The sequence below is a fragment of the Paraburkholderia sediminicola genome, from assembly GCF_046027355.1.
GTDB lineage: Bacteria > Pseudomonadota > Gammaproteobacteria > Burkholderiales > Burkholderiaceae > Paraburkholderia > Paraburkholderia sediminicola_B.
The window spans coordinates 20,854-45,011 of record NZ_JAQQEK010000036.1 but is presented as its reverse complement, the minus strand read 5'-3'; the positions used below and the strand labels follow the sequence as shown (position 1 = coordinate 45,011).

The 24,158-nt window shown below is 65.1% G+C and carries 22 protein-coding genes; 16 read left to right on the top strand and 6 right to left on the bottom strand.

The window, feature by feature from the left end; all coding sequences use genetic code 11:
* The first annotated feature begins 11 nt into the window (after positions 1-11).
* The 3 genes from PQR42_RS38015 (at position 12) to PQR42_RS38005 (ending at position 3,245) form a co-directional block, all read left to right on the top strand.
* Positions 12-254 (top strand): hypothetical protein, encoded by a 243-nt coding sequence (locus PQR42_RS38015; protein ID WP_408212895.1) that lies wholly within the window; start codon positions 12-14, stop codon positions 252-254.
* A 190-nt stretch (positions 255-444) separates the two neighbouring features.
* Complete coding sequence (locus PQR42_RS38010) at positions 445-1,578, top strand: OpgC domain-containing protein (RefSeq protein ID WP_408390980.1); 1,134 nt, start codon at positions 445-447, stop codon at positions 1,576-1,578.
* Entirely contained in the window at positions 1,575-3,245 is a 1,671-nt protein-coding gene (locus PQR42_RS38005) for a tannase/feruloyl esterase family alpha/beta hydrolase (protein ID WP_408390978.1), read from the top strand. The genes PQR42_RS38010 and PQR42_RS38005 overlap by 4 nt, the downstream gene beginning before the upstream one ends.
* Positions 3,246-3,418: 173 nt before the next feature.
* Here the strand turns inward: PQR42_RS38005 and PQR42_RS38000 are convergent, their stop codons facing one another.
* A complete protein-coding gene (locus PQR42_RS38000) occupies positions 3,419-3,823 on the bottom strand; it encodes a hypothetical protein (protein ID WP_408390976.1) in 405 nt (134 codons plus the stop codon).
* 388 nt (positions 3,824-4,211) lie between these two features.
* Here PQR42_RS38000 and PQR42_RS37995 point away from each other — a divergent pair, with 388 nt between their 5' ends.
* From PQR42_RS37995 to PQR42_RS37980, 4 genes are all read left to right on the top strand, one after another.
* Positions 4,212-5,138, top strand: a complete 927-nt coding sequence (locus PQR42_RS37995) for an ABC transporter ATP-binding protein (RefSeq protein WP_408391045.1) — start codon at positions 4,212-4,214, stop codon at positions 5,136-5,138.
* Positions 5,135-5,896, top strand: a complete 762-nt coding sequence (locus tag PQR42_RS37990; protein WP_106282490.1) for an ABC transporter permease — start codon at positions 5,135-5,137, stop codon at positions 5,894-5,896. Before PQR42_RS37995 ends, PQR42_RS37990 begins: the two co-directional genes overlap by 4 nt.
* A gap of 58 nt (positions 5,897-5,954) precedes the next feature.
* Entirely contained in the window at positions 5,955-7,370 is a 1,416-nt protein-coding gene (locus PQR42_RS37985) for an amidase (RefSeq protein ID WP_408390974.1), read from the top strand.
* A 264-nt stretch (positions 7,371-7,634) separates the two neighbouring features.
* Positions 7,635-7,925: a hypothetical protein gene (locus tag PQR42_RS37980; RefSeq protein ID WP_408390972.1), complete on the top strand. Its 291-nt coding sequence runs from the start codon at positions 7,635-7,637 to the stop codon at positions 7,923-7,925.
* 100 nt (positions 7,926-8,025) lie between these two features.
* Here the strand turns inward: PQR42_RS37980 and PQR42_RS37975 are convergent, their stop codons facing one another.
* The 4 genes from PQR42_RS37975 to PQR42_RS37960 are packed head-to-tail and all read right to left on the bottom strand — an operon-like array spanning position 8,026 to position 11,911.
* Positions 8,026-8,892 (bottom strand): SDR family NAD(P)-dependent oxidoreductase, encoded by an 867-nt coding sequence (locus PQR42_RS37975; protein WP_408390970.1) that lies wholly within the window; start codon positions 8,890-8,892, stop codon positions 8,026-8,028.
* 7 nt (positions 8,893-8,899) lie between these two features.
* The gene (gene ribBA, locus PQR42_RS37970; protein ID WP_408390968.1) at positions 8,900-10,099 is read right to left on the bottom strand and encodes a bifunctional 3,4-dihydroxy-2-butanone-4-phosphate synthase/GTP cyclohydrolase II; all 1,200 of its coding nucleotides are present in this window, start codon (positions 10,097-10,099) and stop codon (positions 8,900-8,902) included.
* A 37-nt stretch (positions 10,100-10,136) separates the two neighbouring features.
* Positions 10,137-10,940 carry an enoyl-CoA hydratase/isomerase family protein gene (locus PQR42_RS37965; RefSeq protein WP_408390966.1) on the bottom strand — a complete coding sequence of 268 codons (804 nt, stop codon included), beginning with the start codon at positions 10,938-10,940 and terminating at the stop codon, positions 10,137-10,139.
* An 11-nt stretch (positions 10,941-10,951) separates the two neighbouring features.
* A complete protein-coding gene (locus PQR42_RS37960) occupies positions 10,952-11,911 on the bottom strand; it encodes an alpha/beta hydrolase (protein WP_408390963.1) in 960 nt (319 codons plus the stop codon).
* A 269-nt stretch (positions 11,912-12,180) separates the two neighbouring features.
* Here PQR42_RS37960 and PQR42_RS37955 point away from each other — a divergent pair, with 269 nt between their 5' ends.
* Positions 12,181-13,362 carry a helix-turn-helix transcriptional regulator gene (locus tag PQR42_RS37955; RefSeq protein ID WP_408212916.1) on the top strand — a complete coding sequence of 394 codons (1,182 nt, stop codon included), beginning with the start codon at positions 12,181-12,183 and terminating at the stop codon, positions 13,360-13,362.
* Positions 13,363-13,430: 68 nt separating this feature from the next.
* Here the strand turns inward: PQR42_RS37955 and PQR42_RS37950 are convergent, their stop codons facing one another.
* Entirely contained in the window at positions 13,431-13,781 is a 351-nt protein-coding gene (locus PQR42_RS37950) for a VOC family protein (RefSeq protein WP_408212919.1), read from the bottom strand.
* A 308-nt stretch (positions 13,782-14,089) separates the two neighbouring features.
* Between PQR42_RS37950 and PQR42_RS37945 the strand changes: the two genes are divergently transcribed.
* The 8 genes from PQR42_RS37945 to PQR42_RS37910 all read left to right on the top strand — a co-directional run bounded on the left by PQR42_RS37945 (position 14,090) and on the right by PQR42_RS37910 (position 24,152).
* Entirely contained in the window at positions 14,090-15,244 is a 1,155-nt protein-coding gene (locus tag PQR42_RS37945) for an LLM class flavin-dependent oxidoreductase (protein WP_408390961.1), read from the top strand.
* Between the two features lie 130 nt (positions 15,245-15,374).
* Positions 15,375-16,568, top strand: coding sequence for a flavin-dependent monooxygenase (locus tag PQR42_RS37940; protein WP_408212925.1), 1,194 nt, complete (start codon positions 15,375-15,377; stop codon positions 16,566-16,568).
* Positions 16,569-16,579: 11 nt separating this feature from the next.
* The gene (locus PQR42_RS37935) at positions 16,580-18,340 is read left to right on the top strand and encodes an FAD-dependent oxidoreductase (RefSeq protein WP_408390959.1); all 1,761 of its coding nucleotides are present in this window, start codon (positions 16,580-16,582) and stop codon (positions 18,338-18,340) included.
* The gene (locus tag PQR42_RS37930) at positions 18,337-18,855 is read left to right on the top strand and encodes a flavin reductase family protein (protein WP_408390957.1); all 519 of its coding nucleotides are present in this window, start codon (positions 18,337-18,339) and stop codon (positions 18,853-18,855) included. The genes PQR42_RS37935 and PQR42_RS37930 overlap by 4 nt, the downstream gene beginning before the upstream one ends.
* A 17-nt stretch (positions 18,856-18,872) precedes the next feature.
* Positions 18,873-20,570 carry an FAD-binding protein gene (locus tag PQR42_RS37925; RefSeq protein ID WP_408495162.1) on the top strand — a complete coding sequence of 566 codons (1,698 nt, stop codon included), beginning with the start codon at positions 18,873-18,875 and terminating at the stop codon, positions 20,568-20,570.
* A 21-nt stretch (positions 20,571-20,591) separates the two neighbouring features.
* Entirely contained in the window at positions 20,592-21,356 is a 765-nt protein-coding gene (locus PQR42_RS37920; protein WP_408390952.1) for a glucose 1-dehydrogenase, read from the top strand.
* Between the two features lie 11 nt (positions 21,357-21,367).
* Entirely contained in the window at positions 21,368-22,438 is a 1,071-nt protein-coding gene (locus PQR42_RS37915; RefSeq protein ID WP_408390950.1) for a 2Fe-2S iron-sulfur cluster-binding protein, read from the top strand.
* A 67-nt stretch (positions 22,439-22,505) separates the two neighbouring features.
* Complete coding sequence (locus PQR42_RS37910; protein ID WP_408390948.1) at positions 22,506-24,152, top strand: FadD3 family acyl-CoA ligase; 1,647 nt, start codon at positions 22,506-22,508, stop codon at positions 24,150-24,152.
* Positions 24,153-24,158: the final 6 nt, after the last annotated feature.

Sequence of the window (24,158 nt, the reverse complement as noted above, 5' to 3'; positions counted from 1 at the left end):
AGGCGTCGCAAATGACGCTCGGCGTACCGGCCGATCGCGGATCGGCTGGCCGCGTGTCCGGTCCACATGAGTGGCCGCCGTCGAAGGTGGCATCGCGCGAAACGCGCGAGGGCCGACGGGCGTGCATGAAACCATCCTACGATGAAAAAAAGCGAAAAAAATCGCCCAGCGCTTTCGGCGATTTATTTTTCGCGCTGATTACCGGTTGCATTCTCGCCCGGCGAATTAAAGCCGCAAATCTTGCCGCGAACTGAACACGTAACGACTCAGTATTACCGCATGCCGACAACCGAATTTCAAATCACCACCACGTGATTTGAAATTAGAGGCAGGTTGTCAGCGCGCGCCGATGGACCGCGCAGCCTCGCTGGGAACGTTTTATTGTCATGGTGTTCCTACGAAAACGACGCGCGGCATGCGTGCGTCTATCCTGCGAGAACCTGAATGGAAACCCGTCGCGGCCGCCCCGGTGGAAGTCCCCTTGGAGGGCGCTCGATCGAAGTGGACTTCTTCCGCGGCGTCGTGCTGATCGTCATCGTGCTGGATCACATTCCCGGCAGCACGCTGTCGCATCTGATGCTGCACGCGTACGCCTTGTGCGATTCAGCGGAAGTGTTCGTGTTTCTCGGCGGCTATGCATCGGCGGCGGCGTACACGGCGGTGCTCGCGGGCCGCGGCGAGAACGCGGCGAAGATGCGCTTTGTCAGGCGCTGCTGGGAAATCTACCGCGCCTATCTGCTGACGGCGGTATTGACGCTGCTGTCCGGCGCCATCCTCGCGTCGCTGAATCTGAACCGGCCCATGGTCGACCTCACCGGCTGGCCGCCTTTCGCGGTTCAGCCGCTGCGCGAAGCCTTCGATATCATGCTGCTGCGGCGCCAGCCTTATCTGTCGAGCGTGTTGCCCATGTACGTGATCTTCGCGCTATGCGTGCCGTTCGCGGTGCCGCTGGCGCGGCGTTCGCCGCTCACGGCGCTCGGCTTGAGCTTGCTGATCTGGGCGCTGGCCCGGCCGCTGGCCGCATTATTCAGCATTGACGACGTGGCCGACTGGGCTTTTAATCCGTTTGCATGGCAACTGATGTTCGTACTCGGGATTCTCTGCCGGGTGCAGCCCATCAGCGAGCGCTTTCACGCAAGCCGTACCGCGCGCTGGTTCACGTGGGTCGCGGCGGTCGCGGTGCTGGCGTTCGCTATCGTCAGACTTTTCGTGCTGACGCAACCGTTGCCCGGCACGTTTAAACAGAATCTTTCTCCGGACCGCGTGATCAACTTCATCGTCATTGCCTGGCTCGCCGCGCAGTTCGTGCGCATGGGCAGCATCGCGTGGCTCGCGCGGCGGCTGCCTGTCGTGGTCACGGTCGGCCGCACGGGGCTCGTGTGTTTCGTTGCGGGCACACTGGTTTCGCTGATCGTCGATACGGCGACGCCGCATATGTTTCATGGCTTTCGCGGCGTGCTGATCGGACTGGGCGGCGACCTCGTCGCCATCGGCGCCGTGCTGATGATCGCGCGCGGCTGGCGCGGCTGGCGAGGGCAGCAGTCGGCCACGGCCGCCAATGGCGCGGGCTACGGATGAGGTCGCGTCGGCGCCGTGCGCGTGTCGCGCGGGACTCGCGCGCGGTCATCCACGTGGCAGGCGCCATGTTGTGGCTCGCCGCTCACCCGGCGCTCGCCGCTCTCAATGAAGCGCCGCTCGCCATGCGCTGTGCGGAATTGGCGGGCGCCGTTCTGCAGCCCGAACTCATTGCGTTGCCGACCGCCGGCGTGCAGATCGAAAGCGCGGCGATGGTGAGCGCCACCGCGCCCGGCAATCAGCAAGGCGGCGAATATTGCCGCATCACCGGCCGCATCAAAGGGTTCAAGGCCACTACACCTGATATCCGTTTCGATCTGAATTTGCCGCGCCGCTGGAACGGCCGCGCGCTGCAGATTGGCGGCGGCGGTTATAACGGCGTGGTGGTGAGCGGCACCGGCGTGATGCCGTTTTCGCCGAACCGCGCGCCGCTCGCGCAAGGCTACGCGACGTTCGGCGACGACTCGGGTCATGTTGGCGATTCATCGGTCGCGGTGTTCGGCCTCGTCGACGAGGCGGTCACGAACTTCGGCTTTGCGCATCTGAAAAAAACTCACGACGCCGCACTTGCCCTGATTGCACGCGCGTACGGCCGGCCGCCGCAACGGATGTATTTCGCCGGCGGCTCGACCGGCGGCCGTGAAGGCTACACCGTGATGCAGCGCTTTCCCGACGACTACGACGGCGTGATCGCCAATTCGCCCGCGCTCAATTTTTCGGGCGTGCGCCTGCTCGGCGTGAAACTCGGCCAGGCGGAATACAACACGCCCGGCGGCTTCATTCCGCCGTTGCTACTGGAACACGTTTATCAACGGACGCTTGCCACGTGCGACCGGCTCGACGGCGCGGCGGACGGCATTGTCAGCGACGTCGCCGCGTGCCACGACCACGAAACGGAGATCATCGACTCGTTGCGCTGCAGCGGGCGCACGCCTTCGCACGATGAATGCCTCACGAACACGCAACTCTCCACCTTGCTCGTGATGCGCGACGGGCTCTCCTTGCCTTATCGTCTGGCTTGGGACGTCGACGGCTATAGCGGCTACAACGTTTTTCAGGGCACGCATCTGACCGGCCTGCTCGGCCTCGCGCATCAACCGGAGCGCTTGCCGGTGCCGACGTTCTTCGCCAACGGCTACCTGTTCGCGCAAGGCGACGGCTATATCCGCTACTTCGTTACACGTGACGCCGGCTTCGACTCGCTCAGATTCGACCCGCAACATCCCGGCAAATATCTCGCGCAACTGGTCGCGCTGTCGCAGACGATCGGCGCGATGAACCCCGACCTCACGCGCTACATTGCGCGCGGCGGCAAGCTCATTACGCTGCAAGGCCTCGCCGACGAAGTCATCAGCCCGAACCAGACCATCGCCTATTACGACACGCTGGTCGACCGGTTCGGCATCGACCAGGTCAATAGTTTCATGCGCTTGTACATGGTGCCGGGATTCCAGCACGGCAGCGGCGCGTTCGTTCCATCGGTCGATCTGCTGGGCGCGCTCGATAACTGGGTGACGCGCGGGGCATCGCCCGAGACCTTGACGGCAACCGATATCGCGGCGGCGACCAATGGGCGCTCGCGTCCGTTGTGCCGCTATCCGCTGTTTCCGCGCTACATCGGCAAGGGCAATGTGAATTTCGCCAGCAGTTTTGTTTGTGCGGAGCCGTGAGCGGGTAGCTCTTGAAAAAAGTGCCTCGTAGGTGCAAGGACGCACATGTGCGATCAGCGGCCTCGCGAGCAAGCGCGCGATTTTCCGTTCCGGAAATAAAGGGCGGCGGCGCCTTGTATCGATGCCGCCGCCCCGGTTCGAACCGAGTGATTCAATGCACTGGTAGCCGTGCTTTACTGACCGTTTTGCATCGTGCCGCCGGTGCCGTTGTTCATGCCATTACCGGTGCCGCTACGCGTACCGTTGTTCATGCCTTTACCCATGCCACTGTTCGAACGGTTCATCGACGGGCTATTCGGTGTCGCGCCGGTGCCGGTGCCCAAACCGCCGCCGGTGCCGGTGACGCCCGGCGAGCCGTAGCCCGAATCGCTCGGGCTCTTCATCGATCCAGCGCCGACGCCCGGTGCTGCAGTCCCGCCCGCGCCGCCAGTCGTGCCGCCGCCCGCGCCCACGCCAGTGCCGCCGCCACCCGCACCGCCGCCGGCTCCTCCCGCGCCGCCGCCAGCCTGCGCATAAGCGCCGCCGGACAATGCCATCACGAGCGCCGAAGCAAAAATCGTCTTGGTAATGCGTTTCATGGTTCACCTCCATAGAGTCGGTTTGATGTCACGCAAGCGCTTGTCGCTCACATGCATGGACTGCCGCAAGCGGTGTGCCTCGTTCGTGTGTGCTGTTTGAACGACGCGGCCACGGCAGCATGCCAGGAATCGAGCATGGGGCGTTCCCGGTTTCGCGCGACCAAACCAATACGGAAACCGAACTATTTTGCACTGCAGCGAAACGGGCTGGCGCGCCGGTTATCCTGCGCCGTACGGCGTGCCTCTTTGCGCGGCCGGCCCTACGTATTCCCGATGCGCCGCGCGCGATGCGCTGCACGGTTTCGCACTTTCCATTACATTGCGGGTGCGGTGGCGCTTCAGCATCGCTCCCTCTAATCAAACAACGGTGTCTGCCATCGTCGATTCCATGCAGCCAATCGTCTCAGTCACGAACCTGTCGAAAACCTATGCCACCGGTTTTCATGCACTCAAAAACATCAATCTGGCGATCAACCGCGGGGAAATCTTCGCCTTGCTCGGCCCGAACGGCGCGGGCAAAACGACCCTCATCAGCATCATCTGCGGCATTGTCAACGCCAGCGTTGGCAGCGTGACCGTGGACGGACGCGACATCGCGACCGACTATCGCGGCGCGCGCTCGCTGATCGGCCTCGTGCCGCAGGAGTTGACCACCGACTCCTTCGAGACCGTCTGGGCGACCGTTTCGTTCAGCCGCGGACTGTTCGGCAAGCCGAAAAACCCGGCCTACGTCGAAAAGGTGTTGCGCGACCTGTCGCTGTGGGAAAAGCGCGATAGCAAGATCATCACGCTCTCGGGCGGCATGAAACGGCGCGTGCTGATCGCCAAGGCGCTCTCGCACGAACCGCGTGTGCTGTTCCTCGACGAACCGACCGCCGGCGTGGACGTGGAGTTGCGCCGCGACATGTGGAAGCTGGTGCGCTCGCTCGCCGAGAGCGGCGTGACGATCATCCTGACCACGCACTATATCGATGAAGCCGAGGAAATGGCCGACCGCATCGGCGTGATCAGCGCGGGTGAAATCATGCTGGTCGAAGAGAAAACGGAGCTGATGCGCAAGCTCGGCAAGAAGCAGTTGACGCTGCAACTGGAAAGCCCGCTCGCGCAAGTGCCGGCCTCGCTCGCCGGCTACGGACTCGACGTCGCGAAGGGCGGCAACGAGCTGATCTACACCTACGAAGGCGAGGGCGGGCGCACCGACATCATCGCGCTGCTCAAGGCGCTCGACGACGCCGGCATCCGCTTCAAGGACCTGCACACCACGCAAAGTTCGCTCGAAGACATCTTCGTCAGTCTGCTCCGAGGTGACCAATGAACATCTACGCAATTCGCGCGATCTACAAGTTCGAGATGGCGCGCACCTGGCGCACGCTGATGCAGAGCATCATCGCGCCGGTGATTTCGACATCGCTTTACTTCGTCGTGTTCGGCGCGGCGATCGGCTCGCGCATCAAGGAAGTGGACGGCATCAGTTACGGCGCGTTCATCGTGCCGGGTTTGATCATGCTGTCGCTGCTGTCGCAAAGCATTTCGAATGCGTCGTTCGGGATTTACTTTCCGCGCTTCACCGGCACGATCTATGAGTTGCTGTCGGCGCCGGTGTCGTATCTGGAAATCGTCGTGAGTTACGTGGGCGCGGCGGCCACCAAATCGATTCTGCTCGGGCTGATCATTCTCGCGACCGCGGGCTTGTTCGTGCCGCTGCAAGTGCAGCATCCGTTCTGGATGATCCTGTTTCTCGTGCTCACGGCGGTCACGTTCAGTCTGCTCGGTTTTATTATCGGCATCTGGGCCGATAGCTTCGAGAAGCTGCAGCTGGTGCCGCTCCTGATCATCACGCCGCTGACTTTTCTCGGCGGCAGTTTCTATGCGGTCAATATGCTGCCGCCGTTCTGGAAGGTCGTGACGCTGTTCAATCCGATCGTCTATCTGGTTAGCGGATTTCGCTGGAGCTTCTATGGTCTCGCCGATGTGAATGTCGAGGTCAGCCTCGGCATGACCGCGCTTTTTCTGGCGGTGTTCTTGCTGATCGTGGCGTGGATCTTCAAGACCGGTTACCGGCTCAAGACCTGATAGTCCGCGCGACATGCGAAACTCACGGACACCCCCCAATACGGAGCCGATAGCCATTATGTCCGTCGATCTGAGTCTGATTGAGCGAAGCGCGTGCGAAGTCGTCGATCTGTTGCGTGAGGAAGCGGTGAGTCCGCACGACCTGCTCGACACGCTCGCCGCGCAGGTGGCGCGCGTCGAACCGCAGGTCAATGCGCTGCCCACGCTCTGTTTCGAGCGTGCGCACGCGCATGCCGATGTGCTGCTGAAGAAGCCCGTGGCCGAGCGCGGCTTGCTATGCGGCCTGCCGGTGCCGATCAAGGATCTGACCGACGTGGCGGGCGTGCGCACCACGCGCGGTTCGCTGGTCTACCGCGACCGTGTGCCGGACACGTCGGATGCCGGCGTGACCTTGCTCGAAGCGCGCGGCGGCGTGGTCTACGCAAAATCCAACACGCCGGAGTTCGGCTCAGGCGGCCATACCTATAACAGCGTGTTTGGCGTGACGCGCAATCCGTGGGACCTGGCGCGTTCGGCGGGCGGGTCGTCCGGCGGCGCGGCGGCCGCGCTGGCGTCGGGCACCGCGTGGGTCGCGCAGGGCTCCGATCTGGCGGGATCGTTGCGCACGCCGTCGGCGTTCTGCGGCGTGGTCGGTCTGCGTCCGACGCCGGGCCGCGTCTCGTACGGCCCGGCCGCCAATCCCTACGACACGCTCGGCATTCACGGACCGATGGCGCGCAACGTGACCGACGCGGCGCTGCTGCTCGACGCGATGTGCGGCGAAGTCGACGGCGCGCCGTTGTCGTTGCGCGAGCCGGCGACCTCGTTTCTCGAGCATGCGCGCCGGCCGCAACGGCCAGCGCGTGTGGCATTCAGCGAAGGACTCGGCATCGCCACCGTCGAGCCCGAAATCCTGGCGATCTGCCGCAAGACAATGGACCGGCTCGCGGCGGCAGGCGTCAGTGTGGAGGAGAGCGATCTCGACCTGAGCGCGGCGACGCAGGCGTTTCACACGCTGCGCGGCATTGCTTACGCGACGAATTACGAAGACGTGCTGGCGCAGCACCGAGACGTGCTGAATCCCAACGTGATCTGGAACATCGAGTTCGGTCTGCAACTGGACAACCGCGCAGTGCGTTCGGCGCAGCGCACGCGGGCGGAACTCTTCTACAAGCTGAATGCGCTGCTGCAGCGCCATGACGTGCTGATCTGTCCGGCTTCGATCGTGCTGCCGTTCCCGGTTGAAGCACGCGATATCCGCGACGCGGCCGGCCGGCACTTCGAGACTTACATCGACTGGCTCGCGATTACTTATGCGCTGACGCTCACCGGCATGCCGGTCATGGCGATTCCTTGCGGGATGAGCGCGAGCGGCCTGCCTGTCGGTATTCAGATCGTCGGCAAGCCGCGCGGCGAGGCGGCGTTGCTCTCGGCGGCGCGCGCGATCGAAGAGATCATCGGCACGTGGGCCATGCGCAAGCCGCAAGTCTGCTGAACTCAGCTGCGCTGAACTGGCAGCCTCGATCCGGTGTGACGGCGCCCGCCGTCACACCGGCAATGCCTCATTCCCTCCGCAATCCCCCTTAGTCCGTCCGGACGATGCCCGCGCGCGCCGAATCACCGTCAATGGCGGTATGACCCGGCAAGCGGCGCAGCCTTGATCGTGGCGCTCGGTATTGCGGCAAGAGCGCCGCGCGGCTGGGTTCACGCCGCGAGCGTCGACAGGCACGGAGACAGGCATGAGGCAGGAGAGCGGCGAATGAAAGCGAGAATTCAGCGCGATGGACTGGTGGCCGGTTTGCTGGTGGCGATCGGCGTGATCGGCGTATCCGTGCGGCAACTGTATGCGTGCGCGTGGAGCGACGAGTTTCCGGGCATGGTGTGCACGGCGGGTTCATCGTTGTCGCTGTTTCTGGGGATCACCGGACTTGCCGCGCTGATGGGGCGAGTGTGGGCGCGCCGTTCGGGCGCCGACGAGCAATGCTTCACCTTCCTCGGCGCGGTGGGCGGCGCGGCGGTCGTGTTCGCGATGGTGGTGAGCGGTTTCTAGCCGGCGGCGTTTGGATTGACGTCAGGCGGAACGGAATAGGGCCCGACACGGCACCTGGATTGCCATATCGAGCCTTTCTGCAGGCGCGCTTCGCAGTGTATCAAGCGACGATAGCCGGATGCGCCTGCACCGGACCGCCCAATGCTTCGCGATGCGACAGTGGCCGCTTTCCGTCGAGGTCGGTGATGCCGTATTCGTGCGCGAGTTCCGCGCCGACCAGCACCATCCCGGACTTTCGCATCCGCTGCGGGTCGCGATGCAGCGCATCGATCAGACGTCCTGTGAATTGCGGCGTTTCCGCCTGTTCGCTGAACCCCGCATATTGCTCGGGATGCGCAGCGATCACGCGCGCGGTGCGCTCCGTTTGCAGCATACCCATCCAGATCGATACCGTGGCTACGCCAAACGGTTTCAGATCGACGGCCATGTCCTTGGCGAATTTATCGACGCCCGCTTTCTGCGCACCGTAGGCCGCGCCATGCATGTAGCAACTCGCGCCGAACGAAGAGGTGAACGCGATCAGACCGCTGCCTTGCGCGGCCATCATCCGCGCGGCGTGCCAGCTCGCCACGTACGCGGATCGCAAGCCGACGCCGAGAATGTCGACGAGTTCCAGCGGCTTCTCCCAGAACGGCGCGGGGCGGATCAATTCATCGTGCAACGTGGTGGCGTTGTTGACGAGAATATCCAGACGCCCACTGGCATGGCGAATGTGCTCGAAGACCTCCGCGACTTGCTGGTCGTCGGCGTGATCGCAGGTCAGGGCGATGCCTTTGCCGCCCAGTTTGTCGATTTCGATTGCCGTCGCGTGCACTGTGCCGGGTAGCGGCGCGTCGCCTTCACGTTGCGTGCGTCCCGTTACGTAGACGGTTGCGCCGGTTGCCGCAAGCGCGAGTGCGATGCCCTTGCCGGCGCCGCGCGAGGCGCCGGTGACGAGGGCGACATAGGGTTGTATACGTGCTGTCATGAAAGAATCAGCGGGAAGTAGTTTGGAGTTCGGACGAGGCGCTCCGAGCGCTTGCATGAATCGGCGCGAAAGCGTGACGCGCGCCGGCCTCGTGCGGCATGGATTCAAACGCATGCGGATTGTCGAGATCCGCTTCGCCGAGCGGAATGAACGCCATGATTTCCAGATCGTGACCGGAGAGCGCCGGCAGTCTGAATGGACTCGACAACACGTTCAATCTGCGCACGCCGAGATCGCGCAGAATCTGCGAACCGATGCCGGACAGGCGGCCGTCCTTGCGAGCGCTTGCGCCATGCGCAGCGCGGCTCGCGTCGCCCTGCATGTCGCAATCGAGCAGCACCGCCACGCCGCAGCCGGCCGCGTCGACCTTTTGCAATGCCGCGTGCAGCGGCCACGAATGCGCGGACGGCTCGGCATCGAGCAGATCGAGCAGCGAGAAACATTCATGCACGCGCGTCAGCACGGGCACTTCAGGCATGGGATTGCCGCGCACCAGCGCGAGATGCGTGGAAGCGCGCACGGTGTCGCGATACTGGATCGCGCGAAACGGTCCCCACGGCGTGTGCAACGGCCGCTCGCCGACACGTTCCACGAGTGATTCGTTGATGCTGCGATAGTGGATCAGATCGGCGATGGTGCCGATTTTCAGCCCGTGGCGTTCGGCGAATTCGATCAGTTGCGGCAGGCGCGCCATGGTGCCGTCGTCGTTCATGATTTCGCAAATGACCGCCGCGGGCGTCAGTCCGGCGAGCGCGGTGAGATCGCAACCGGCTTCGGTGTGTCCGGCACGCACCAGCACGCCGCCCGGACGCGCCGCGATCGGGAACACATGTCCCGGCTGCACCAGATGCTCGGCGCGCACGTCGGCGTGAGTCGCCGTGCGGATCGTATGCGCGCGGTCGGCCGCGGAGATGCCGGTGGTCACGCCTTGCGCGGCTTCGATGCTGATGGTGAATGCCGTACCGTACTGCGTGCCGTTGCGTTGCGCCATCGGCGCCAGCTTCAGGCGTGCGCAATGCTCGGCGCTCAGCGTCAGGCAGACGAGGCCGCGCCCGAAGCGCGCCATGAAATTGATCGCTTCGGGCGTGACGTGATCGGCGGCGATCAGCAGATCGCCTTCGTTCTCGCGATCTTCCTCGTCGACAAGGATGATCATGCGGCCGGCTTTCAGTTCGGCGACGATTTCGTCGGTAGTGGCCAGTTTCATCGGGGAAGTCCGTGCGGGGTGAGGGGAATGAACAGCGTCAACGCGCGCCGGAGCCGAAAACCGGCGCACGTTTGCCGAAAAACGCATCGATGCCTTCGCGGAAATCGTCTCCGGCCGCACAGTGCAGGAAGCTGCGTTGCTCCGCATACAGATGCTCGCCGAGGCTGCGCTGCGGCGCCTGCAGCAGCAAGTCCTTGGTCTGTGCGAACGCGTCCGGCGCGAGAGCGCCGATGCGTTTGAGCAGCGACCGCGTGGCCGCGGCGAGTTCATCATCCGGTACGACCCAGTTGACGAGGCCGGCACGCAGCGCTTCATCGGCGGTGTGCCGTTCGTCCAGATACAGCCATTGCGCGGCCTGCCTCGTGCCGAGCACGCGCGGCAAGGTATAGGTGGCGCCGCCGTCGGGTGAGGTGCCGATGCGTCCATAGGCCGACGTGAAGGTAGCGCGCTGCGCCGCGATCGCCAGATCGCAGGCTGCCACGAGACTCAGTCCGAAACCCGCCACCGCGCCGTTGATGCTGGCGATCACCGGCTTGCGCGAGCGCGTGACGCCTTCGATCACGGCTTGCGCGAGCCGCACGAGTTTGCCGATTGCGCGATCGCGGCCCACCGGTTTCGCGTCGATAGCGGCGCGCATGGCCTGCAAATCGCCGCCGGCCATGAAGGCGTCGCCCGCGCCGGTGAGCACGATGGCGCGGATTTCGTCGTGATGCGCGAGGCGCGTGAGCTTGGCGTGCAGTTCGGTTGCCATGGCTTCGTTCAGGGCATTCAACGCGTCGGGGCGGTCGAACGTGAGCGTCGCGATGCCGTCTTCGGCCGCGAGGCGGATCAATGCTGTCATGTCTGGTCGGATCAACGGAGTGCGGAAGGCTCGACGTGGAGCGTGTGATGCAGGGCGCGCGCGGCGGTCGTGAGTACCTGGTCGGCAGCGTCGAGCACGCCGAGCAGGCTGGCGAAGCCGTGCATCTGGCCTGGCCAGCGCAGATGCGTGGTCAACACGCCGGCTTGCGAGAGTCGCGCGGCGTAGTGTTCGGCCTCGTCGCGCAACGGGTCGTATTCGGCGCTGATGATCGTGGCGCTGGCCACGCCGCCGAGGTCGGCGGCGGCGAGCGGGCTGGCCAATGGATCCGCGCGATCGGCGCCGGCGTCGAAATACTGGTCCATGAACCAGCGCATCTGGTCCGCGCTCAGGAAGTAGCCGTGACCCATCGATTCATAAGACGAATGTTCCGTTGTGCAATCCACGACCGGATACAGCAGCAACTGATGCGCGATATTCACGCCGCCATGACGCAACTGTTGCGCGGCGACGGCGGCGAGATTGCCGCCCGCGCTATCGCCGGCGACAGCGAGTGCGCCGGGACGCACGCGCAGGTCGGCCGCGTTGGCGGCGGCCCAGCGCACGGCGTCGAGCGCATCGTGGGCGGCGGCCGGAAAGCGCGCTTCGGGGGCGAGCCGGTAATCGACCGAGAGCACCACGGTTTGCGCACGTTGCGCGAGGCAGCGGCACAGATTCGCATGCGTATCGAGTCCGCAGGCAACAAAACCACCGCCATGAAAGAACACCGTGAGCGGCAGCAATACGCTGGTATCGTCGCCGTCGGTCACGGGCCGATAAAGGCGCGCGGCAATCGCGCCGCTCGCCGTGGGAATCAGCAGATCTTCTTCCGCGGCGATTGCGTCGCCCGGTGCAAAACCACCGCCCGCGGCGATCATCGCGCGGTAAGCGGGCGCGGTGAGTTGCGTGAAGTCGAGCGCGGGCAGGCCGGCGAAAGCGGCGAGCATGGCCTGCGCCTGGGGATCGAGCGCCATCGGGTCTCCTGAGAAGGCTGTTATGGAAGCGGCTATACCGGGTATTGGAAGCGATCACGAGCCACGCGACGAGCGAACGGCCGCGCGTGCCAACACTGAATGCATTGAAGCGCGGCGCTCTGGTACGAGCATCGTCCGATTGGACGAGAGTTCATTCGCACGCACAGCGAAACTTCCTCCGGCTAAGTAGTTCCACCGATGCCAGCCGCCGGAGCGCCCCGTAAGCTTGGCGTCGCGATGCGAAGTCGCATGGAGGACGGAGCGTGTTGATGGAGACAAAATGGGCCCCTGAAGAGGGCCAGTCCGCGAGCGAACTCGCGGACATGAGCGTTGCGCAGTTCAGCGAGCTTGCCGCGCGGATTTATCAGGGACCGCTCGAGGCGACGCCGTGGGCCAGTGCGCTCGAGCTGATCCGCACCTCGCTCGGCGCGAGTTACGCGACGCTGATTCTGCGTTCGCCTTCGAGCGACCGGCGCGGCCTGATGGTGCATGCGTCGGAAACCGGGCCGGGCGTGCCGGGCGAAGCGTCGTACAACAACTACTACTATTCGCTCGATCCGTTCGTCGGCTTGCCCGCCGATCGCGTGGTGACGGTGGATGAAGTGTTCGGCGACACCGGCTGGCTCACCAGCGAGCTTTATAAGCAGTTCCTGAAACCAGCGGATATCCGCTACATCATGGGTGCGGATCTGCGCACCGAGTCCGGCGTGGAGTGCCGTTTTCGCGTGTGCCGCAGTCATGGCGCGACGCATTTCTCGGCACGCGACAAGGCGTTTTGCGCGCTATTGCTGCCGCATTTGCGGCGTGCGGTCGAACTGCATTCGCGGCTCGACATTGTCGAGTCGGAACGCACGCTGTATGCGAGCGCGATCGACCGCATGCTGGTGGGCACGGTCACGCTCGACGAAAGCGGCGCCATCATGCGCACCAACAGCGTGGCCGACGAAATCCTCGCGCAGGCCAACGGACTGCGTATCGTGCACGGCCACGTCGAAGCAACCGACGCTCAGGAGAACCGCAATCTGCAGCGGCTCGTGCGCCATGCGCTGATGGGTCACTTCGGCACCGCAGCGCCAATCGTCGAAGCGATGCCGATCACACGCGGCTGCGATAAGCCGAAGCTCGGCGTGCTGGTGCGCACGATTCCGCTCTCGGACTGGTCGGAGGACAACAAGCGCCGCCCGGCGACGGTATTGTTCCTGCGCGATCCCGACCGCAAGTCGCAAGGTTCGCAGGAGATCGTGCGCAAGCTGTTCGATCTCACGCCTGCGGAGACATCGCTTGCCTTGCTGTTGACCAATGGCTTGACGCTGGAAGAAGCGGCCGACGAACTGGGCATCAGCAAGAACACCGCGCGTGCGCATCTGCGGGCGATTTTCTCGAAGACCGGCGTGACGCGTCAGGCAACGCTCGTGCGGATACTGCTGGGAAGCGTGGTGCCGCTTGGCTGAGCGCAAGCGGCAGCGGCCCACTGCGCGTTTTCAACGCACAGTGGGCATTACAACGTATCGCGCGCGTTTCAAACCCCGCGCTTCTGCGACAACACCAGCAACGCGCCGTGCTTGTCCTCCAGCACCGCGCGCCATTCGTGCGGACCTTGCTGCACCGGCACTCTGACTGAAGCACCGGCCGCGACGACGCGCGCCATCGCCGCATACAGGTCGTCTTTTTCGTCCACCCGAAACACCAGCGCCGCGCGTTCGACGATCCGCTCCTCGCCCGCCAACAGCGCCACCGTCAGTCCGCCGCCATCGAGCGCGCAATAGCGCTCGCCGTCACGGAATTTCACCGCCAGTCCCAGCCCGTCGACAAAGAGCGGCAGCGCCGCGTCGATCGTATCGACTGGGTACAGCATCATCGAAGCCTTCATTGCATTGCACTCCCATCGGTTGAGCATCGCTGCAGCGTCGTCGCACAGCGGCTCGATCGTAGCGCCGCGCGTGCGCGCCGCACGAGGTCCGATCGGACTAGCCAGCGTGCAAAAAAATCACCCGCAGCACGGTCGAGCAGAGCTTCCATACCAAAGCACACGCCGTTAATCCAAATAGACGATGCCGGCAAGCACGCGCGATCTGAAACTCCATTCCGTGGACCGCCACGATCTTCGCGAGGTTCATCGCCGGGTTGCGGGCGGACCGCCCGTTTCAGCACAGTCCAAAATTCATGGAGACGCACGCAATGAAGTTTTCTCTGATTTACGAAGCCCAGACCACGGACGCTTCGCGGGAAGGCGATCACCGGGTATTCAAGGAGACCGTCGAGCAGGCGCTCCTCGCCGAACAGATGGGTTTCGATACCGTATGGTGCGTCGAACACACGTCGCTGACCAACTACGCGCACATGAGCGCGCCGGAAACCTTCCTCGCGTATCTGGCGGGGCGCACGACGCGCATCGGCCTCGGCCACGGCGTGATCTGCCTGCCGCCCGCGATGAACCATCCGATCAAGGTGGCGGAGCGCGTCGCGCTGCTCGACATCCTGTCGGGCGGCCGCGTGCATTTCGGCGTCGGCAAGGGCGGCAGCCAGCAGGAAGCCGGTGCGTTCGGCTACGACCTCGCCGAACTGCAGCCGATGATCGATGAGTCCATGTACCTCGTGCCGAAGATGTTCGTGCAGGACGAGATCGAGCACGACGGCAAATACATCAAGATTCCTAAGCGACCCATCCATCCGAAGCCGTTTCAGGACCCGCATCCGCCGATGTACATGGCGTGCACCAACAACGACGGCCTGCTACGCGCCGGACAACGCGGCCTCGGCGCACTCGTGCTCGGCTTCGGCGGTCCTGATGAAGTGGCGAAGAAGAACGCGATCTATCGCGAGGCATGGGCGACGCGCAGGCCGGAGGACCAGGTGGGCTTTCGTCCGACCCAGCATCTGGCGGCGCTGTGCCCGACCGTGGTCATGAACGACGGCCAGCAGGCGCGCAAGATCGGCATTCGCGGCCAGCGCTATTTCATGGAGTCGCTCGCGTACTGGTACACGGGCGGCGAGCGTCCCGATCCGTCGAACTGGGGCGACGATCTCGTGAAGGGCAATACCGGCGAAATGGTGATCCGTTCGCGCTTCGCCTCGGAAGAAGTGGTGGTCGATTTCAGCGACCCCGCGCTGTCGATGATGAACCCGAATCACGCGTATGGCACGGTGGACGATTGCATCGGCTACGTGGGCCGGCTGATGGAAGCGGGCGTCGACGAGGTGCTGTTCCTCTGCCAGATGGGCACCGTGCCGCAGGAAGCGCAGCTCGAAACGATCCGCAATATCGGCGAGCACGTGATTCCTTATTTCAACCGGATCAAGGCGGGCAAGCAAAAAGCGCCGGCCGTGGCGTAACGGCGCCATGGTCTGGGCCGCGCGACGCGCGTCGCTAGTCCCTTCAGACGATGCGACGCGGCCGCCGCGCCTCGAAGATGAACCCAACAGAACAAGCGCGAAACCTCTCGCGCCGACATAGGAGACAGCCGTGCATCGCGACAACGACTCGAATGCCCTTGCAGCCGAACTGATCGCACGCGCCGAAGCGCTCGCGCCGGTGCTAGCCGGACGCGCCGCGCAAGCCGAGGCGAACGGGCGCATTCCCGCCGAAACGGTGGCCGATTTTCAGGCAGCAGGTCTGTTCAAGGTGTTGCAGCCGAAACGCTATGGCGGCTACGAGCTCGACCCGCAAACCTTCTTCGACATCCAGATGGCCGTGGCGCGCGGTTGCATGTCGAGCGCGTGGGTGTACGGCGTGGTCGGCGTGCACAACTGGCAGCTCGCGCTGTTCGACGAACGCGCGCAAGAAGAGGTGTGGGGCAAGGATCAGAGCACGCTGATCGCATCGACGTATATGCCGGTCGGGCGCGTGACGCCGGTCGATGGCGGCTTCCAGCTGTCGGGCCACTGGAAGTTTTCGAGCGGCAGCGAACTGTGCGACTGGGTGTTTCTCGGCGCGCTGGTGCCGCCGGCCAAGGACGGCGAGCCGCCGGAATACCGCACCTTTCTGCTGCCGAAGAGCGATTACACGATCCAGCAGGACTGGGACGTGCTGGGCCTGCGCGCGACCGGCAGCCACGACATCGTGGTGAACGACGTATTCGTGCCGGACTACCGCACGCACAAGGCCATCGACGGCATGATGGGCACGAGCCCGGGCCTCGCGGTCAATAACGCGCCGCTGTTCCATCTGCCGTTCGCGCAGATTTTCGTGCGCGCGGTCTGCACGGCCTGCATCGGCGCATTGCAAGGCGCGCTCGACGATTTCACCTCGTACGCCGCCACACGCGTGAGCGCCAACAGCGGCGCGAAGACGACCGATGACACCGGCGCGCAAACCGCTTGCGCCAATGCATCGGTGGCGCTCGACGAAATGAAGCTGCTGCTCAAGCGCAACTTCGCCGAACTGATGACGGCCGCCAACGGCGGCCCTGAAGTATCGATCGAACGGCGCGTGCTGTTTCGCTACCAGTCGGCGCAGGTGGCGGAGCGTTGCGCCCAGGCCGCCAACGCGCTGTTGCGCTACGCGGGCGGCAACGGCATCTACAACCGCAATCCGCTGGTGCGGCGTTTTCTCGACCTGCATGCGGCGCGCGCGCACTACGCGAATAACGTCGACCGCTTCGGTCAGAATCTCGGCGCTGTGATGCTGGGACGCCCGAACACCGATTTCTTCATCTGACGGATGCGGCCATGAGCGAACAGCAATCGCAGCAGACACAGATGTTCGACGTGGTGGTGGTCGGCGCCGGCGCGGGTGGCATGCTGGCCGCGTGCCGCGCCGCCGACCGTGGCCTCAGCGTGGTGGTGATCGAAAAAAGCGAGGTGTACGGCGGCACCTCGGCGGTGTCGGGCGGCGGCATCTGGATTCCGTGCAACCACCATATCGCGGAACTCGGCGCGACCGATACGCGCGAAGCGGCGCGTACCTATCTCGACGCCTGCACGAAGGGCGTCACGGCGACGGATCGCATCGACGCCTACCTCGATACCGCGCCGGAAATGCTGCGCTATGTCGAAGCGAATACGCCGGTGCGTTACGAATCGCTGCCGAAATACGCGGACTACTTCCAGCATCTGCCGGGCTCGATGCCAGGTTATCGCGCGCTCGATCCGCTGCCGGTGGACGGCGCGTCGCTCGGTGCCGAATTCGCGCGGCTGCGTTTGCCGTCGCCGGGCACGCTGATCGGCGGCCGCGTGGCGGTGACGTCGAAGGAGGCGCATCTGCTGTTGTCGAAGGCGCCCGGTTATATCGGCCTCGCGTTGAAGCAGTTCGGCCGCTACTGGTTCGATTGGCGTGCGCGGGTTCACTCGCGGCGCGATCGCCGGCTCACGCTAGGCAATGCGCTCGCGGGCGGCTTGCGCCGCGCGTTGCTCGAGCGCGACGTGCCGCTGTGGCTCGAAGCGCCGCTGCGCGAACTTATCGAAACCGAAAGACGCGTAACGGGTGTCGTGATCGAACGCGGCGGCCAATGCATGCGTGTGCTGGCAAAACGCGGCGTGATCCTCGCAGCAGGCGGCTTCGAGAGGAATCAGGCGATGCGCGAGCGTTTTCTACCGCGTCCGACGCAAGCGCAATGGAGCGCCACGCCGCCGCACAACACGGGCGATGCGATCGCCGCCGGCATGCAGCTCGGCGCGCGCGTCGCGTTGATGGAGCACGTGTGGGGTGCGCCGACCGTGCATGTGGATCATGAGGAAAAGCAGCGCGCCTTGTTCGTGGAGCGCAATCTGCCTGGCTGCGTGGTCGTCAACGGACGTGGCAAGCGTTTCGTCAACGAGGCGGCGCCGTATTCGGAGTTCGTTCCCGCGATGTATCGCGACCATGCGCAAACGGGCGCCGGCGTGCCGGCATGGATGGTGTTCGACGCGCGGTTTCGCCACAACTATCCGTGCGGGCCGATCATGCCCGGCGCGATGATGCCCGACTCACGCATTCCCGCGCCGTTCCGCCCATTGCTTTACAAGGCCGATTCGCTGGATGCGCTGGCCGCGCAAATTGGCGTGGACGCGCAAGGCCTGCGCGACACGGTGGCGAAGATGAACCGCTATGCCGCGAGCGGCGTGGACGAAGAATTCGGCAAGGGCGGCAACGCGTTCGACACCTACTACGGCGACCCGAACGTCAAACCGAATCCCTGTCTTGCGCCGCTAGACACCGGTCCGTTCTACGCGGTGCGGATCGACGCGGGCGACATCGGCACAAAGGGCGGGCTGCTGACGGATGCGTTGGCCCGTGTGCTGCGCGAGGACGGCTCGCCGATTGCCGGCCTGTACGCGATCGGCAACACCAGCGCCTCGATGATGGGCGCGAGCTATCCGGGCGCGGGCTCGACGCTCGGCCCGGCCATGACCTTCGGCTACATCGCCGCCAACCATCTCGCCGACGGCGAGGCCGATGCTTCCAATCCGGCCCAGGCTTCAACCAGCGAACTTCGCGGAGTCACACCATGACCGATCTCAACTCTCATCCGCTACGCGCCGACATGTTGCTGGCCATGCGCCGTCTCGCGCGCTCGGTCGCCGTCATCAGTTGCAGCGACGGCGGGCGGCGCTATTCGATGTCGGCCACCGCGGTCGATTCGCTGTCGACCGAGCCGCCGTCGCTGCTGATCTGCATCAACCGCAATTCGTCGATCTTTCCGCCGCTCGATCAGGGCGTGCCGTTTTGCGTGAACGTGCTGTCGGCGCAGCATCAGCATATCGCGATCGATTGCAGCGGCCGTCTGAAAGGCGAGGAGCGCTTCACCACCGGCGACTGGCAAAGCTCGGCGCACGGCGTGCCGTTCCTGCTCGATGCGCAGGCCAGTCTGATCTGCACGCAGGACGGCCGCTTCGACTATGGCACGCATGCGGTTTTTATCGGCCGCGTCGGGCAGGTGCTGATCAGCGGCGAGGTCGATCCGCTGGTGTACGTGGATGGCGTCTATACGACCGCCACGGCGCCCACGCGCTGCGTGACGGCTTGAGCGAGGCGCGCCGCGAGATGCACGGCTCATCGTCCGCACAGCAAGACTTCACGACGCCGGTCGACGCGCCGCTCGTCGTCGACGATCCCGCACGCGTACGCTGGGACGACGTGTGCGATGTGCTGGTCGCGGGTTTCGGTGCGGCGGGCGCGTGCGCCGCGCTCGAAGCGGCGTCGGCGGGCGCGAAGGTGCGTATTGTCGAACGTTTCGAAGGCGGCGGCGCGAGCGCGAAAAGCGGCGGCGTGGTGTATGCGGGCGGCGGCACACGCTATCAGAGCGAAGCGGGCTACAGCGACACCCCGGAAGCGATGTTCGCCTACCTGCAGCAGGAAGTCGGCGACGCGGTATCCGCCGCGACGCTCGCGCGCTTCTGCGCGGGCAGCGTCGATATGCTGCGCTGGCTCGAACGGCTCGGTGTGCGCTTTGCCGCATCGGTGCCGCCGCGCAAGACGTCATATCCGCAGAATCGTTATTACCTGTACTACTCCGGCAACGAAGCCGTGGGTGATGCCGTGCGCGGCCATGCACCGGCGCCGCGCGGGCATCGGGTAGTGGGCGACGGCATGTCGGGGCGCGTGCTGTACGACACGCTGCGCCGGGCCGTCGAAGCGCAGCCGTTCATCGACACTTTGTGCCATGCCAGTGTGCGCCGTCTCGTGACCGATCGCAGCGGGCGCGTGATCGGCGCGCAAGTCTGGCAAGTCGCGCCGGGCCGTGCGCAGCGCGCGCATCGGCGGCTCGCGCGATGGGCCGAACGTCTGCATAACGGCATGCCCGCGTGGGCGGACCGCTTGCGCGCCGCGCTGCATCGCATCGAATTGCGCGAGAGCCGCCTCGTCACCATCAAGGCCGGCGCGGTCGTGCTGAGCACCGGCGGCTTTATCTTCAACCGTTCGATGCTGGCGCAGCACGCGCCGCGTTATCTGCCGAACTGGCGTCTCGGCACCACCGGCTGCGACGGCGCGGGCGTCCGGCTCGGCGTGTCGGCGGGCGGCGAGGCCGCGCGGCTCGAACGCGTGTCCGCGTGGCGCTTCATCAATCCGCCGTACGCATGGGCGCAAGGCTGCGTCGTGGACCGTCACGGCGAGCGCTTCTGCAACGAGGAAGTCTATGGCGCCGCGCTCGGCCATGCGATGTGCGAAACACGCGAAGGCCGCGCGTGGCTGATTCTCGACGCGCGGCTCGTCAAGCAGGCGCTTCGCGAGTGTGTGCGCGGCAAGCTGTGGGCCTTTCAAAGCGTGCCCGCGCTGCTGTTGATGCTTGCGGGCCGCAAGCGCGGCAACTCGGTGACGGAGTTGGCGAGCCGCATCGGCTGCGATTCCGCCGTGCTTGCGCGAACCGTCGTCAGATACAACACCGCGGCTTTGCACGGCAGCGACGGCGAATTCGGCAAATCCGCCGCGATGTTGCAACCGCTCACATACGGCCCGTATTACGCAATCGATATCTCGGCCAACAGCCGCGTGTTCCCGTGTCCGTCGATCACGCTCGGCGGCTTGCGGGTCGATGAAACCAGCAACGCCGTGCTGTCCGCCGATGGCGAGCCGGTCGAAGGTTTGTTCGCCGCCGGCCGCGCCGCGTGCGGGCTCGCATCGAATCATTACGTGAGCGGTCTCTCGCTCGCGGACTGTATCTGGTCCGGCCGCCAGGCGGGCCGGGCCGCAGCGGGCGTGGTTCTCGCGAACGCCGCCCATTCCCTGACTGAAACTGACTGACACTGACAAGAGAGAACGAAGATGGGAGACAGACTCAAAGGCAAGATCGCCGTCGTGACGGGCGCCGCGAGCGGCGTCGGTAAACAGGACGCACTGCTGTTCGCCCGTGAAGGCGCGCGTGTCGTGCTGACAGACGTCAACGAAGAAGCGGGCCGCGAAGTCGCGGCGCAAATCGGCGACGCGGCGCGCTTCGTGCGTCACGACATTACGTCCGAAGCAGGCTGGAACGATGTGTTCGGCGCGGCGCTGAGCCACTTCGGTACGCCCGACGTGCTCGTCAACAACGCGGCCGTGCTGCTGCTCGGCAATATCGAGGACACCACGCTCGAACAATGGCAGCGTGTGCTGCGCATCAACGCGGAAGGTTATTTTCTCGGCTGCCGCGCGGCGGTGAAGGCCATGAAGGAGAAGGGCGGGTCGATCGTGAATATGTCGTCGGTCGCCGCATTGGGTGGCCTCGGCGCGTTCTGCGCGTATTCGGCGAGCAAGGGCGCGGTGACGGCGCTGACGCGCGCGATCGCCGCGCATTGCAAGCAGCAGGGCTACAAGGTGCGTTGTAACAGTATTCACCCCGACGGCATTCTCACGCCGATGACCGCGCCGTTCTTCGGCGCCGCGGAGGAGACGCGCGAGGCGCTCACGCAATCGGTCGATCCGCATGCGCGTATGTGCTTGCCGGAAGACATCGCGAATCTGGTGCTGTTCCTTGCGTCCGACGAAGCGCGCTTCATCAACGGCAGCGAGTATCGGATCGATAACGCGCAACTGATCATGGGCGTGGCCTGAGTTCGCGCGCCATGGCCGACTCGCGTTTTCACCGGCTCAAAGTGGCGGACGTGATCGCGGAGAGCGCCGACGCGCGCTCCTTCGTGTTCGATCTGCCGCAGGCGCTGCGCGATGCGTTCAGCTATCGCCCGGGGCAGTTTCTCACGCTCAAGGTGCCGTGCGCCGAGGCGGCCGTGCAGCGTTGCTATTCGCTCTCCAGCGCGCCGGGCATCGACCCAGCGCCGAAGATCACCATCAAGCGGGTGCGCGACGGACGCGCGTCGAACTGGATGTGCGACAGCGTGCAGCCCGGCGACGAACTCGACGTGATGGCGCCGGCAGGCGTCTTCACGCCGCGTTCGCTCGACGGCGATCTGCTTCTCTTTGCCGGCGGCAGCGGCATCACCCCGGTACTGTCGATCCTGAAGTCGGCGCTGGTGAACGGGCGCGGCACGCTGACGCTCATCTATGCGAACCGCGACGCGCAGTCGGTGATTTTCGCCGATGAACTGCGGCAACTCGGGCAGCGGCACGCGGGCCGCTTGCGGGTGATTCACTGGCTCGATAGCGTGCAGGGCATTCCGCAGCAGCGTCATCTGGAAGAATTGGCGCGGCCGTGGAGCATGCAGGAGTGCTTTGTCTGCGGACCCGCGCTGTTCATGGAGAACGCGTTGGCCGCGATGCTGGCGCTGGGCTTGCCGCGCGCGAGAGTGCATGTGGAGCGGTTCGCTTCGCTGCCCGATTTGCCGGCAACGGTGGCGAAGCCGGCCGTGCAGGAAACGCAGGCGGCAACGGAATCGGCCGGGACCGAGGCGGAAGTCGACACCGCTGCAAGGATCGAAACCCTACTCGACGGCAGCACGTTCCATGTGGTGAGCGAACCGGGCGAGACCCTGCTCGACGCGATGCTGCGCGCCGATGTGCCTGCTCCCAACTCCTGCCGCGGCGGCCTGTGTGGCGCCTGCATGTGCCGGGTCGTCGACGGCAGCGTGAAGCTGAACGCCAACCATGTGCTCGACGCGGCCGATCTTGCCGAAGGCTGGACGCTCGCCTGCAGTGCCACACCCGCCAGCGCGACGTTGCGCGTGGCGTTCCCCGACTAGGTTCGCGGCGCGCACACGCGGCGTTCGCGTGTCGCGCGTGCCGCGAACCCTCTTCATCGAACTCATCATGACGCTGAACCACATTCTGACGACGCCCGCGTTGATCGCGCGGGGCGCCGCGCGCTACGGCACGCGCATCGCGATCGAAACGGCGCACGGCAATCTCAGCTACGCGCAACTCGACAGCGCGCGGATCACGGCGGCGCGCGCGTTGATCAGTTGCGGCATCCAGCCGGGTGAGCGCGTCGCGATCTGGGCGCCGAACGTCGCGCTGTGGATCGTCGCGGCGCTGGCCATTCATAGCGCGGGCGCGGCGCTCGTGCCGATCAATACGCGCATGAAGGGACTCGAAGCGGGCGCGATTCTCGAGGACAGCGGCGCGCGCCTGCTGTTCTGCTGCGGGACGTTTCTCGGCGACTCGTATCCGGCGATGCTGGCCGCGCATCGTCCGGCGTCGCTGGAGCGCATCGTCGTGTTCGACAGCGACCCGGAACCCGCCGCGGCCGCCACGGCGGACACGCGCGGCCGCGACGAAAGCTGGGACGCGTTCCTGCTGCGAGCAGCGGGCACCTCGATGGATGCGGTCCGCAGCCGTGAAGCGGCGGTGCGTCCCGATACGCTGATGGACATCATGTTCACGTCCGGCACGACAGGCCGTCCGAAAGGCGTGATGACCACGCACGGCCAGAATCTGCGCGCCGTCCACGACTGGGCGCAGATCGCGACGCTGCGCGATTGCGACCGCTACCTGATCGTCAATCCGTTCTTCCATGCGTTCGGTTACAAGGCCGGCTGGCTCGCCGCGCTGGCGAGCGGCGCGACGGTGCTGCCGCATCTGGTGTTCAATCCGGAGCGCGTGCTCGAGCGGATCGTGCGCGACCGCGTCTCCGTGTTGCCGGGGCCGCCGACGCTGTATCACGCGTTGCTCGATATGCCGGGCCTCGCTGAACGCGATCTGTCGTCGCTGCGCGTGGCCGTTACGGGGGCGGCGGCCATTGCGCCGAGTCTCATCGAACGAATGCGCGCGCAACTCGGCTTCGAGACGGTGCTGACCGGCTACGGCCTCACTGAATCGTGCGGCTTCGCCGCGCTCTGCCGACGTGGTGACGACGCCGAAACCATCGCGCACACGTCGGGCCGCGCGATGCCCGGTGTCGAGATACGAATCGCCGACAGCGACGGCGCCGCGCTCGCGTCGGGCAAAACGGGTGAAGTGCTGATTCGCGGCTACAACGTGATGCAGGGCTATTTCGGCCAGCAGGAGACGGCGCTCGACACCATCGACGCCGACGGCTGGCTGCATACCGGCGACCTCGGCACGCTCGACGAACGCGGCTATCTGCGCATCACCGACCGTATCAAGGACATGTTCATTGTCGGTGGCTTCAATTGCTATCCGGCGGAGATCGAACGGCTCTTCAGCGGTCATCCGGCCATCGCGCAGGTGGCGCTGGTCGGCGTGCCCGATGCGCGGCTCGGCGAAGTGGGGCACGCCTATGTCGTGTTGCGCTCGGGCGAGCAGGCAAGCGTGGAGGAGCTGACCGGGTGGGCCCGCCAGAACATGGCGAATTACAAGGTGCCGCGCCATATCACGCTGGTCGATCAACTGCCTGTCAGCGCGGCTGGCAAGGTGCTCAAGTATCGTCTGCGCGAGGGTGCCGCCAGCACTGCTGCGAGCAGCGAAAAAACCGCTGAAAACACCGCTGCAAGCTAGTCCCAA